Annotated in this window: 10 protein-coding genes; 7 read left to right on the forward strand and 3 right to left on the reverse strand. The window is 71.9% G+C overall.

All coding sequences use genetic code 11. The annotated features are described in order from the left end of the window. Window positions 1-65: 65 nt before the first annotated feature. The gene (locus OHA55_RS19760) at window positions 66-983 is read left to right on the forward strand and encodes a LysR family transcriptional regulator (RefSeq protein ID WP_266708152.1); all 918 of its coding nucleotides are present in this window, start codon (window positions 66-68) and stop codon (window positions 981-983) included. Window positions 984-1146: 163 nt separating this feature from the next. On the opposite strand, the gene OHA55_RS19765 is transcribed toward OHA55_RS19760, so the two are convergent. After that, window positions 1147-1482, reverse strand: coding sequence for a WhiB family transcriptional regulator (locus OHA55_RS19765; RefSeq protein ID WP_266708154.1), 336 nt, complete (start codon window positions 1480-1482; stop codon window positions 1147-1149). 487 nt (window positions 1483-1969) lie between these two features. Between OHA55_RS19765 and OHA55_RS19770 the strand changes: the two genes are divergently transcribed. From OHA55_RS19770 to OHA55_RS19785, 4 genes are all read left to right on the forward strand, one after another. Beyond that, entirely contained in the window at window positions 1970-2581 is a 612-nt protein-coding gene (locus OHA55_RS19770) for a response regulator transcription factor (RefSeq protein WP_003948568.1), read from the forward strand. 303 nt (window positions 2582-2884) lie between these two features. Further along, window positions 2885-3460, forward strand: a complete 576-nt coding sequence (locus OHA55_RS19775) for a sigma-70 family RNA polymerase sigma factor (RefSeq protein WP_266708156.1) — start codon at window positions 2885-2887, stop codon at window positions 3458-3460. 173 nt (window positions 3461-3633) lie between these two features. Next, on the forward strand, window positions 3634-5136 hold the full coding sequence (gene guaB / locus OHA55_RS19780) for an IMP dehydrogenase (RefSeq protein ID WP_266708158.1): 1503 nt from the start codon (window positions 3634-3636) through the stop codon (window positions 5134-5136). A 107-nt stretch (window positions 5137-5243) separates the two neighbouring features. Continuing rightward, a complete protein-coding gene (locus tag OHA55_RS19785; RefSeq protein ID WP_018101158.1) occupies window positions 5244-6368 on the forward strand; it encodes a GuaB3 family IMP dehydrogenase-related protein in 1125 nt (374 codons plus the stop codon). Between the two features lie 71 nt (window positions 6369-6439). Here OHA55_RS19785 and OHA55_RS19790 read toward each other — a convergent pair whose 3' ends face one another. Further along, entirely contained in the window at window positions 6440-7147 is a 708-nt protein-coding gene (locus OHA55_RS19790; RefSeq protein WP_266708160.1) for a hypothetical protein, read from the reverse strand. Between the two features lie 150 nt (window positions 7148-7297). Continuing rightward, the gene (locus tag OHA55_RS19795) at window positions 7298-8563 is read right to left on the reverse strand and encodes a nucleotide sugar dehydrogenase (protein WP_266708162.1); all 1266 of its coding nucleotides are present in this window, start codon (window positions 8561-8563) and stop codon (window positions 7298-7300) included. A 251-nt stretch (window positions 8564-8814) separates the two neighbouring features. Between OHA55_RS19795 and OHA55_RS19800 the strand changes: the two genes are divergently transcribed. Next, window positions 8815-10521, forward strand: coding sequence for a glycerol-3-phosphate dehydrogenase/oxidase (locus OHA55_RS19800; RefSeq protein WP_266708164.1), 1707 nt, complete (start codon window positions 8815-8817; stop codon window positions 10519-10521). A 325-nt stretch (window positions 10522-10846) separates the two neighbouring features. After that, window positions 10847-12838 carry a serine/threonine-protein kinase gene (locus OHA55_RS19805; RefSeq protein WP_266708166.1) on the forward strand — a complete coding sequence of 664 codons (1992 nt, stop codon included), beginning with the start codon at window positions 10847-10849 and terminating at the stop codon, window positions 12836-12838. The last annotated feature ends 204 nt before the right edge of the window (window positions 12839-13042 follow it).

A 13042-nucleotide genomic window follows, 5' to 3' on the forward strand; every position in this document is an offset into this window, starting at 1 on the left:
CGGCGGACATCAAAGCCGCATGCCTATTTTTCGCGATCACCAGAAGCGACGCTTATGGTGGAGGGGTGATCGAAGCCCGTCATCTCCGCGTCCTGCGTGCCGTCGCCACCACCGGCTCGTTCTCCGCCGCCGCCCGCGAACTGGGCTTCACCCAGCCCGCCGTCAGCCAGCAGATGAAGGCCCTGGAATCGTCGGTCGGCACGCCCCTGCTGATCCGTACCGGCCGGGAGATGCGGCTCACCCAGGCGGGCGAGGCCCTCGTGCGGCACGCCTCCGGCATCCTGGCCGGGCTGACCGCCGCCGAAGAGGAGGTCGCCGCCATCGCGGGGCTGCGCGCGGGCCGGGTCAGGCTCGTCTCCTTCCCCAGCGGCAGCTCCACCCTGGTCCCCGGTGCCCTGGCCGCACTGCGCGCCGAGCACCCCGGTACCCAGGTCTCGCTGGTGGAGGCGGAGCCGCCCCGGTCCGTGGAGATGCTCCGCGACGGGGACTGCGACATCGCGCTGGCGTTCCGGTACGGAAACACGGGCGACGGCGGCGGCGGTGAGGGCGGCGACGGCGACTGGGGCGACCTGGTGGTACGCCCGCTGCTCGCCGACCGGCTGATCGGCCTGCTGCCCGAGGACCACCGGCTGGCAGGGACGGAGGCGATCGACATCGACGAGCTCGCCGGGGACCCGTGGATCGCCGGCTGCCCGCGCTGCCGCCGGCAGCTCGTGGAGGTGTGCGAGGAGTCCGGCTTCACCCCCCGTATCGACTTCGCCACCGACGACTACCCCGCCGTGATCGGGCTGGTCGGTGCCGGGCTCGGGGTGGCGGTACTGCCCGCGCTGGCGATCGAGTCGGTACGCCCCAAGGGGGCCGTGACCGTGACGGTGGAGCCGCCCGTCGTGCGCGAGATCGTGGCGCTGACACTGCCGGACCTGGCCCGGGTCCCGGCGGTGGCGGCCACGCTGGAACAACTGTCGCTCGCGGCGGCCCGCTGACGGCACGGTCGTACCGACGGCGCGGCGGCGCCGACGGCGCCGACGGCGCGAGCCCACTGGCACGGCCCGTTGACAGCACGACGCTGCCCCGGTCCGTGGATGTCCCGGCGGGGCGGACCGTGGATGGTGAAACGTTCCTGCGGTACGGGGCGGCGCGGGCCGCTCAGTCGGGTCGCGCGCTGTCGCCGGGACCCGCGTGGGTGGACGCCGTGATCAGGCGGTTGCGGGCGCGGCCCATCAGCTCTTCGCGCTCGTCCTCGGTCAGGCCGCCCCACACTCCGTAGGGCTCGCGCACGGCCAGTGCGTGGGCGGCGCACTCGGCACGTACCGGGCAGCGCATGCACACCTCTTTCGCCGAGGTCTCGCGGGCGCTCCGGGCGGCTCCGCGTTCGCCCTCGGGGTGGAAGAACAGTGAACTGTCGACCCCTCGGCAGGCCGCGAGCAGCTGCCAGTCCCACAGGTCCGCGTTGGGTCCGGGAAGGCGGGAGAAATCTGCCATTGCTTGTCCCCTCGAAACCGTGCTCTGCCGGAGACGTCGTCCCGGCAGTCGCAGTCCGTCGTCGTCCGTCGGTGGCCGATCCTCAGTTCCTCGGTGACCGGGAACCCTCAGTGACCGAGCGTTCTCGGTGACCCAGGTCACGACCGTACATCTACGGTCGTAGTAGATGTAAATATGACTGATTGCGAATCTAGTCACAGACACCAGCAAAAGGGAAGAAATCCCGCCAAATAGGGCACGCCAACCCGTGGACTTTCGGTTGAAGGGTGAAGCGCCCGCGTCGATCCGCTCCGTATGCGCACCTTCACGTAGAGTGCCGAACCCTACGGTCCGACCCGTAACTCTTTCGAGTGACCATCGTTGAGAGTGCGGAGGCGGTTGGCGACGAACCGGCTCGGGCACATGTCCGAGGGGGTCAACCGCACAGGTGACGACTTGTATCAGCCTGGAGGCTCAAGGTGACGCACATCAGCTGCGGAGGACGGTCATGACATCCGTCCTCGTCTGCGACGACTCCCCGCTCGCCCGAGAGGCGCTCCGTCGCGCGGTTGCGACCGTGCCCGGCGTCGAGCGTGTGACGACGGCGGCCAACGGCGAGGAAGTACTCCGCCGCTGGGGGGCCGACCGTTCGGATTTGATTCTGATGGACGTACGCATGCCCGGTCTGGGGGGAGTGGAGACCGTCCGACGGCTGCTCTCCGCCGATCCCGGTGCCCGGATCATCATGCTGACGGTCGCCGAGGACCTGGACGGTGTCGCGCTCGCGGTCGCCGCCGGTGCCCGCGGCTACCTGCACAAGGACGCCTCGCGCGCCGAGCTGCGGGCCACCGTGACCCAGGCCCTGGCCGACCCGACGTGGCGGCTCGCCCCGCGCCGGCTGCGGTCCGCGGAGATGGGTGCGGCCCCCACGCTCACCGCGCGCGAGATCCAGGTGCTCGAAGGCATGAGCCACGGCCGTTCCAACGCGGAGATCGGGCGCGAGCTGTTCCTCTCCGAGGACACGGTCAAGACCCACGCCCGCAGGCTCTTCAAGAAGCTCGGCGCCTCGGACCGGGCCCACGCGGTGGCGCTCGGATTCCGCTGGGGTCTGGTGCGCTGAGGGTCCGCCGGTGCCCATGTGCCGGAATCGTCCCCGTCCGCGGACCCGCGGACGGGGCGACGGAGGGCACGAGTGGGGCCGCCCGCCCGTGGCGGGCCGGTCGCGGCGGCGGTGGGTGACGCTTCCCGGCCGATGACGCATCCTTGAGCTGTGGAGTTCCTCGGGAACGACGATTCGGACCAGCGGATCCAGCGGAAGGGGAGGGCGCAGGACATGACATCCGGCGCACCCGCTCGTAACGCTTCGGTGCACAACTCTGAACGCGATGGCGCGGAGCGGTCGGCACCGAGGCACCATGGTCCGATGCGCGACGACGAGACGACGGTGATCGCTGCCCTGGTGCATCGGGCCGTGGACGGCGACGCGCAGGCGACACACGACCTGCTGGCCCATGTCCACCCCCTCGCACTGCGGTACTGCCGGTCCCGGCTGAACCGGCTGCCCGGTGACGCCCGTCACTTCGTCGAGGACCTGGCGCAGGAGGTCTGCGTGGCGGTGCTCATGGCGCTGCCGCGCTACCGCGACACCGGCCGCCCCTTCGAGGCGTTCGTCTTCGCCATCGCCGGACACAAGGTCGCCGACCTCCAGCGCGCCGCGATGCGCCACCCGGGTTCCACGGCCGTCCCGTCCGACGAGATGCCCGAACGCCCCGACGACTCCCTCGGCCCGGAGGAACGCGCCCTGCTCAGCAGTGACGCCGCCTGGGCCAAGAAGCTCCTCGCCAACCTCCCGGAGAACCAGCGCGAGCTGCTCGTCCTGCGGGTCGCGGTCGGACTGACCGCCGAGGAGACCGGACAGATGCTGGGGATGTCCCCGGGCGCCGTACGCGTCGCCCAGCACCGCGCGCTCAGCCGGCTGCGAGCCCTCGCCGAGCAGTGACTTCGGCCGCACCCGCGGCGGCGTCTCCCGGTCCGGCCCCCGGTTTCCCCGGCGTTCCGGGCTTCTGTAGGAATCTACGGAGCGCTCCGACGATCTTGCTCGTGGAATGAGACACCCCCGAAGGCCGTTAGCATGGACATCCGCACCGATCAAGACCATTTGGGGAAGGTGTCATGACTGCAAACGTCGACGGAGTGCCTGAGAAGTTCGCGACGCTCGGGCTGACATACGACGACGTGCTGTTGCTGCCGGGCGCGTCGGAGGTCCTGCCCAACGCGGTCGACACCTCGTCCCTGATCTCCCGCAACGTGCGCGTGAACATCCCGCTGCTCTCGGCCGCCATGGACAAGGTGACCGAGTCGCGGATGGCGATCGCGATGGCCCGTCAGGGCGGCGTGGGCGTGCTGCACCGCAACCTCTCGATCGAGGACCAGGTGAACCAGGTCGACCTGGTCAAGCGGTCCGAGTCCGGGATGGTCACCGACCCGATCACCGTGCACCCCGACGCCACCCTCGGCGAGGCGGACGCGCTCTGCGCGAAGTTCCGCATCAGCGGTGTGCCGGTCACCGACGGCGCGGGCAAGCTCCTCGGCATCGTGACCAACCGTGACATGGCCTTCGAGTCCGACCGCTCGCGCCAGGTGCGCGAGGTCATGACCCCGATGCCGCTCGTCACCGGCCGGGTCGGCATCTCCGGCGTGGAGGCGATGGAGCTGCTGCGCCGCCATAAGATCGAGAAGCTGCCGCTGGTCGACGAGGCGGGCCTCCTCAAGGGCCTCATCACGGTCAAGGACTTCAAGAAGGCCGAGCAGTACCCGAACGCCGCCAAGGACGCCGAAGGCCGTCTGCTGGTCGGCGCGGCCGTCGGCGCCAGCCCCGAGGCGCTGGACCGCGCCCAGGCGCTCGCCTCCGCCGGGGTCGACTTCCTCATCGTCGACACCTCGCACGGCCACAACAGCAACGCCCTCGACTGGATGGCGAAGATCAAGTCGAGCGTCGGCATAGACGTCATCGGCGGCAACGTCGCCACCCGCGACGGTGCCCAGGCCCTGATCGACGCCGGCGTCGACGGCGTGAAGGTCGGCGTCGGACCCGGCTCGATCTGTACGACCCGCGTGGTCGCCGGTATCGGCGTCCCGCAGGTCACCGCGATCTACGAAGCCGCCCTCGCCGCCCGCGCCGCGGGTGTTCCGGTCATCGGCGACGGTGGTCTGCAGTACTCCGGCGACATCGGCAAGGCGCTCGCCGCGGGCGCGGACAGCGTGATGCTGGGCAGCCTCCTCGCCGGTTGCGAGGAGTCCCCGGGTGAGCTGATGTTCATCAACGGCAAGCAGTTCAAGTCCTACCGCGGCATGGGCTCGCTGGGCGCGATGCAGTCCCGCGGCCAGGGCCGTTCGTACTCCAAGGACCGTTACTTCCAGGCCGAGGTGTCCTCCGACGACAAGCTCGTGCCCGAGGGCATCGAGGGACAGGTGCCCTACCGGGGCCCGCTGGCCAACGTCCTCCACCAGCTCGTCGGCGGCCTCCGCCAGACCATGGGGTACGTGGGCGCCGCCTCCGTCGACCAGATGGAGAGCAAGGGCCGCTTCGTACGCATCACGTCGGCCGGTCTCAAGGAGAGCCACCCGCACGACATCCAGATGACGGTCGAGGCGCCGAACTACAGCAGGAAGTAGCACCCGCGCGGTGCGGGAGGGGCGGGCCGGGGTTCCCCGGGCCGCCCCTCCGCCGTGTGTCGGGGATACTGGTCAGCGCAGACGTAGAGGGAAAGAGGCCACACATCGTGACTGAGATCGAGATCGGGCGCGGCAAGCGCGGCCGCCGGGCGTACGCATTCGACGACATCGCTGTCGTACCGAGCCGCAGGACCCGGGACCCGAAGGAGGTCTCGATCGCCTGGCAGATCGACGCCTACCGCTTCGAGCTGCCGTTCCTGGCAGCTCCCATGGACTCCGTCGTCTCCCCGCAGCACGCCATCCGCATCGGTGAGCTGGGCGGGCTCGGCGTCCTCAACCTGGAAGGTCTCTGGACCCGCCACGAGGACCCGCAGCCGCTGCTCGACGAGATCGCCGAGATGCCGGTCGAGACCGCGACCCGTCGCCTCCAGGAGATCTACTCCGCGCCGATCCAGGAGGAGCTGATCGGACAGCGCATCAAGGAGGTGCGCGACTCCGGTGTCGTCACCGCCGCCGCGCTCTCCCCGCAGCGCACCGCCCAGTTCTCCAAGGCCGTCGTCGACGCCGGGGTGGACATCTTCGTCATCCGCGGTACGACCGTCTCCGCCGAGCACGTCTCCGGTGCCGCCGAGCCGCTCAACCTCAAGCAGTTCATCTACGAGCTGGACGTCCCGGTCATCGTCGGCGGCTGCGCCACGTACACCGCGGCCCTGCACCTGATGCGCACCGGAGCGGCGGGTGTCCTGGTCGGCTTCGGCGGCGGCGCCGCGCACACCACCCGCAACGTCTTCGGCATCCAGGTGCCGATGGCGACCGCGGTGGCGGACGTGGCGGGTGCCCGCCGCGACTACATGGACGAGTCCGGCGGCCGGTACGTGCACGTCATCGCCGACGGTGGCGTGGGCTGGTCCGGCGACCTGCCGAAGGCCATCGCCTGCGGTGCCGACGCCGTGATGATGGGCTCCCCGCTGGCCCGCGCCACCGATGCTCCGGGCCGCGGCCGCCACTGGGGCATGGAGGCCGTCCACGAGGACGTGCCGCGCGGCAAGCTGGTGGACCTCGGCTCGGTCGGTACGACCGAGGAGGTGCTGACCGGTCCGTCGCACACCCCGGACGGCTCGATGAACATCTTCGGCGCCCTGCGCCGCGCGATGGCCACCACCGGCTACAGCGACCTCAAGGAGTTCCAGCGCGTCGAGGTGACGGTGGCGGACTCGCAGCACCGCCGCTGATCCGTACCGCACACGCAGAGGGTCCCGGCCACCACATGGTGGCCGGGACCCTCTGCGTGTGCCCGGACTCGTCAGTCGGAGATCTTCTTGGCGGCCGAGAACGAGGCGAAACCGGCGATCCCGAAGAAGACGACGCTGAGGAAGTCGGTGTCTTCCTTCCAGATGTCCTGGAGCACGCCGAAGTGCTGGAAGAACATGTCCGAGACGGAGACCGGGAGCTGCTTCGAGGCCATGATCGCGTCGGCGAGCAGCTGGCCGAAGTAGACCGAGCCCAGCGAGAACACCACGGCGGCGATCGGCAGCAGGGGGTTGCGGCCGCCGACCTTGCCGGCGACCCAGCCGACGAGCAGGCCGACGACGACCGCCGCGTAGACGAACTCGCGCTCGGTGGAGCCGGTGATGCCGCCGTAGATCGCGCCGACCGCGAGGGCCGTGCCGAAGGAGGCGAGCAGGCCGAGGGCCAGGTTGTTGCGGACCGGAGCGGCGACGGGCGCGAACGGCGTCCCCACGAACTGGCCCGGCTGGCCCGGCTGGCCGGGCTGCTGCTGTGCGAAGGGGTTTCCGGTGGGCGCGCCCGGGGCTGCGGGGTAGACCGGCGCTCCGGTCGGGGGCGGCAGGGGGGCTCCGGCGGGCGGGGCCGCGGGCGACCCGGTCGGTGCCGCCGCCGGCGCCGCGGGCTGCGCGGCGGCGTACGGGTTGCCCTCGACGGGCTGCCCGCCGGCGGGCAGCCCGCCGGCGGGCGGCTGGGGCTGGCTGGGCGGCGGCACGGGCTGGCTCATGGTGAAAATCCCCCGGGGACGGATGCGCGCACGAGTGTGCGACAGATGCGCACGACTGTGCGCAAGGTGACGCCGCAGGCTAGCAGTCGCCTGTGACATCGCCCCACCGGTATTCGCGGCCGCCCCCGCTCACCACGCGGTGCCCGTCCGTCACAGCCGGTGTGCTGCCCCCGCCGGAGTGGCCCCCCGGGTGTCGAGCAGCAGCTGCGCCTTCACCGCGAGCCCCTGGAGGTCGTACGTCCGGTGGTGCTGGAGGAGCAGCGTCAGATCGGCCGCCGCCGCCGCCTCGTACAGCGAGTCGGCGCGGGGGACGGGGGCGTCGCGGACGCGCCAGTCCAGGACGTGCGGGTCGTGGTAGCCGATCTGGGCGCCCAGGTCCATCAGGCGGCTCGCGATCTCCCGGGCCGGGGACGCCTCCTGGTCGGCGCTGTCCGGCTTGTAGGTGACGCCGAGGAGGAGGACGCGGGCGCCGCGCACGGACTTGCCGTGCTCGTTCAGCAGGGTGGCGCTGCGCCGGATCACGTAGCTCGGCATGCGGTCGTTGATCTCCTGCGCCATGGAGACCAGCCGCAGCGGCGAGCCGGCGGCGGCCCGGCCGGGGTACGGGACGCCGCCGGGGTCCAGCGGGACGCCGTGGCCGCCGACCCCGGGGCCCGGGCGGAACGCCTGGAAGCCGAAGGGCTTGGTCTCCGCGCACCGGACGACGTCCCAGAGGTCGACGCCCATCTCGTGGCAGAGCACCGCCATCTCGTTGACGAGGGCGATGTTCACGTGCCGGAAGTTGGTCTCCAGCACCTTGGTCATCTCCGCCTCGCGCGGCCCCCTGGCGCGTACCACCTTGTCGGTGAGCCGGCCGTAGAACGCGGCGGCGGACTCTGTGCAGGCGGGGGTGAGACCGCCGATGACCTGCGGGGTGTTCGCGTAGGTATGGGTGCGGTTGCCGGGGTCCAGCCGGCCGGGGGAGCAGGCGAGGTGGAAGTCGCGGCCCGCGCGCAGCCCGGAGCCCTCTTCGAGCAGCCCGCGCAGCAGGTTCTCGGTGGTGCCGGGGGGTACGGCCGATGCCAGCAGCACCGTGGTGTGCGGGCGCAGCCGGGCGGCCAGGGCGCGGGCGGCGTCGCCCAGGGCCGTCAGGTCGACGGTGCGGTCGGCGCCGAGGGGGGTGGGGGAGCAGATCACGGCGGTGCGCACCCGGCCGAGTTCGGTGGCGTTGGTGGTGGGGCGGAAGCCCCGGGAGAGCATCCTGCGGACCTCGGACGCGGTGAGCGATCCCTCGACCGGGGTGCGGCCCGCGCTGAGATCCGCGTACGGGCGGGGATCGGTGTCGTAGCCGATGGTGTCGATACCGGCGGCGACCGCTGCCTGGGCGAGGGGCAGGCCGAGGTGGCCGAGGCCGATGACCGCGAGGTCTGCGGGCATGCGAGGGGCCGTCCTTCCCTAGGGTCTTGGGGACCGAAGCGCAACCGCTGTGGGCCGTGCTATGTCAGACTAGGCGTAAATATGACCTATATGTCGTATTCGACGTCCCCCGTCATCGGGGTGTTGTCCACAGGCGGTGGCTGAAGTCGCCCGTCGCGGACAGAATCGGGACGTGGGCACGACCGGCCCGGCCGGACGGTCACGGACGCACCGCCCGATGACCGCCCACCCCGATCCACCGGGAGGCAGAGTTGAGGACATCGACACTGGGACCCGCCGAGCGCGCCGAGGCGCTCGCCGCGATGGCCGAACACGAACTGGACGTACTGGTCGTCGGGGCGGGCGTGGTCGGCGCCGGGACGGCGCTGGACGCCGCCACCAGAGGACTCTCCACCGGACTGGTCGAGGCCCGCGACTGGGCCTCCGGCACCTCCAGCAGGTCCAGCAAGCTCATCCACGGCGGCCTGCGCTATCTGGAAATGCTCGACTTCGCCCTGGTCCGCGAGGCGCTCAAGGAACGCGGACTGCTGCTGGAACGCCTCGCCCCCCACCTCGTGAAGCCCGTGCCGTTCCTCTACCCCCTCCAGCACAAGGGCTGGGAGCGGCTGTACGCGGGCTCCGGCGTCGCCCTCTACGACGCGATGTCCCTCTCCTCCGGGCACGGACGAGGGCTCCCCGTCCACCGCCACCTCTCCCGCCGCCGCGCCCTGCGCGTGGCCCCCGCGCTCCGCAAGGACGCCCTGGTCGGAGCCCTCCAGTACTACGACGCCCAGATGGACGACGCCCGCTACACCGCCACCCTGGTGCGTACCGCCGTGAGCTACGGCGCGCACGCGGCGAACCGCGCCCGGGTGTCCGGATTCCTCCGGGAGGGCGAACGCGTCGTCGGCGCCCTGGTCGAGGACGTCGAGACCGGCGGCCGGTACGAGGTCAGGGCCAAGCAGGTGGTCAACGCGACCGGCGTGTGGACCGACGACACCCAGGCGCTGATCGCCGAACGCGGACAGTTCCACGTCCGCGCCTCCAAGGGCATCCACCTCGTCGTGCCCAAGGACCGCATCCACTCCTCGACCGGGCTGATCCTGCGGACCGAGAAATCCGTCCTCTTCGTGATCCCGTGGGGCCGCCACTGGATCGTCGGCACCACCGACACCGACTGGAGCCTCGACAAGGCCCACCCGGCCGCCTCCAGCGCCGACATCGACTACCTCCTCGAACACGTCAACACCGTGCTCGCCACCCCGCTGACCAGGGACGACGTCGAAGGCGTCTACGCCGGGCTGCGCCCGCTGCTGGCCGGTGAGTCCGACGCCACCAGCAAGCTCTCCCGCGAGCACACCGTCGCGCACCCGGTGCCCGGCCTGGTCGTGGTCGCGGGCGGCAAGTACACGACGTACCGGGTGATGGCGAAGGACGCCGTGGACGAGGCCGTGCACGGGCTCGACCAGCGGGTCGCCGAATGCGTCACGGAGGACGTACCGCTGCTCGGCGCCGAGGGGTACCGCGCCCTGTGGAACGCCCGCGCCCGGATCGCCGCCGCCACCGGGCTGCACGTCGTCCGGGTGGAGCACCTGCTCAACCGGTACGGCTCGCTGGCCGAGGAGCTTCTCGCGCTGATCGCCGAGGACCCGGCGCTGGGCGAGCCGCTGCCCGCCGCCGACGACTACCTGGCGGCCGAGATCGTCTACGCCGCTTCCCACGAGGGCGCCCGGCACCTGGACGACGTCCTCACCCGGCGGACCCGGATCTCCATCGAGACCTTCGACCGGGGTACCCTCAGCGCCCGCGTCTGCGCCGGGCTGATGGCCCCCGTGCTGGGCTGGGACGCTGACCGGGTCGACCGCGAGGTGGAGCACTACGAGAAGCGGGTCGAGGCCGAACGGGAGTCGCAGCGCCAGCCCGACGACCTGACGGCGGACGCGGCGCGGCTCGGCGCACCGGACATCGTGCCGATCTGACGGGACGTCGCACGCCCGGAGCGGGGGCCGCGACGGGGCCGCGCAGTGTCCCGGTGCGGCCCGCGCCCGCCCGCCGCACGGCCTGCCCGAGGCATGGGCGGGCGGCGAGCGGGCACCCGCTTCCAGATGGAGCACGCCTCCGGCGCACCGGTCCGGCGGGGTGCCGGGGCACCGCCCGAGGAGCCGTTCGCGGGCGCCCGGGGGCCGTACGGCGGAGCCCCTTCGGCGCTTTCCCGGGGCCGACCCAGGACCCGGGACCAGAACCGGTCCCGGGGTGAGGGACAATGAACGCTCTGCCAGGGCGGGTTGATCGCAGAGGGGACGCATGTCGGAGGCGGAGCAGGCAAACGGGCCCCAACGGGACACCGAGGGACGTCTTCTCGCGGGACGGTACCGGCTCGGAAAGGTGCTCGGCCGGGGCGGTATGGGTACCGTCTGGCGCGCCGACGACGAGACGCTGGGCCGCACGGTGGCGGTGAAGGAACTCCGGTTCCCCTCGGCCATCGACGAGGAGGAGAAGCGGCGGCTGATCACGCGCACCCTGCGCGAGGCGAAGGCGATCGCGCGGATCCGCAACACCAGCGCGATCACCGTCTTCGACGTGGTGGACGAAGACGACCGGCCGTGGATCGTCATGGAACTCGTCGAGGGCAAGTCCCTCGCCGAAGTCATCCGCGAGGACGGCACCCTGACGCCCCGACGGGCGGCCGAGGTCGGTCTGGCCATTCTCGACGTACTGCGCTCCGCGCACCGCGAGGGCATCCTGCACCGGGACGTGAAGCCGTCCAACGTGCTGATATCCCAGGAAGGCCGGGTCGTCCTCACCGACTTCGGCATCGCCCAGGTCGAGGGCGACCCCTCGGTCACCTCCACCGGCATGCTGGTCGGTGCCCCCTCGTACATCTCGCCGGAGCGCGCCCGCGGCCACAAGCCCGGACCGCCCGCCGACCTCTGGTCGCTCGGCGGCCTGCTCTACGCGAGCGTGGAAGGCAGCCCGCCCTACGACAAGGGCTCGGCCATCGCCACGCTGACGGCCGTGATGACCGAACCGCTCGACCCGCCGAAGAACGCGGGTCCGCTGAAGGACGTCATCTACGGCCTCCTCACCCGCGACCCCGAGCAGCGGCTCGACGACGCCGGTGCGCGCGCCCTGCTCACCGCCGTCGTCACGGCGCCCGAGAAGCCGCCGGCCGACGCCACCCAGGTCATGGCCGTCCCCACCGGTGTCGGCCCGGCCCCCTCGGACCGCGCCGAGCCCGCCGGTGACGCCGCGACGCCGGCGTCCTCCCGTACCGGTGAGGGAACCCGGGACCGGCTGCGCGGCGCCCTGCGCGCCGCTCGGAACTCGAAGGCCGCCGCTGCCGGGTCCGCCGCCGGGTCCGCAGGGGCCGCGAGCGGCGCCTCGGCCGCGAGTCCGGCGAGCACGCCCGCAGCCAAGCCCGTTACCGCCAGGCCCGCCGCGACCCCGGACACTCCGGTGGCCGCCACCGCCTCGGCGGACGGCGGGCTGCCGCCGCGCGGCCCCGCCGCGTCCACCCGCGCCTCGCTCACCGACGTGGTGCCGCGCCGGACCCTGGCGATCATCGCCGGGATCGTGGTGCTCGCCGTCATCGGCACCGTGCTCGCGCTCAGCCTCGGCGGCGGGGACGACACGGGCGCCAAGGGCACCGGCGGGCAGTCGAGCACGGCCGGGGCCACCGGCGGCGCCGATGCTTCCGGCAAGGACGAGGACACCGGGAAGAACGGCACGCAGGGCCAGGGGAAGTCCGACGGCTCCGCGAGCCCGTCCACGGCCGGCACCCCGTCGGGATCCGCGGCCCCGTCCGGTGGCGACGACAAGGGCGGCAAGGGCGCACTGCCGGACGGCTACAAGACGGTCACCGACAGCCTCTTCCACTTCACCATGGCGATGCCCGGCTCCTACCGGCGCACCGCCATAGCGGGCAGCAGCTCGGGCGGCATCTACAACGCGTCGAAGGGGGCCTTCCCGCGCGTCCAGATCGACTACAACGACTCACCCGGCAAGGACGCCGCCGCCGCGTGGAACGGCGCACTCGCCGCGGTGAGGAGTTCGAGCAACGACTACAAGCACATCGGCATCAGGAAGGTCGAGTACAACGGCTACCCGACCGTCGCCGACTGGGAGTTCGAGCGCACCCAGAACGGCGAGCGGGTCCACGTCCTCAACCGCGGCTTCCGGGCCGACTCCACGCACGGCTACGCGATCATGGTGAGCTGCCCGGCCGCGGAGTGGAACGAGGACGAGTGCCGCACCCTGCGCGAGACCGCGTTCGCCACCTTCGCGCCGAAGGACTGACGCCCGCCGGTGACCGCCCGGCGGGCGGTCACCGCACCGGCCGGAGAGCGCCGGGTCCGGCCCCGACCGCCCGGGTTGGCGCGACCCGGACACGCCGCCGCGTCCTGCCACGTATCGTAAGAGGCTGAGAACCGTGAGCAGCCGTGACGACGTGTCATATGTACCCAATTGACCGTGACGTGACGGCTCGTACGGATCTCGTGA

Origin of the sequence: Streptomyces sp. NBC_00102, from assembly GCF_026343115.1 — a bacterium.
GTDB lineage: Bacteria > Actinomycetota > Actinomycetes > Streptomycetales > Streptomycetaceae > Streptomyces.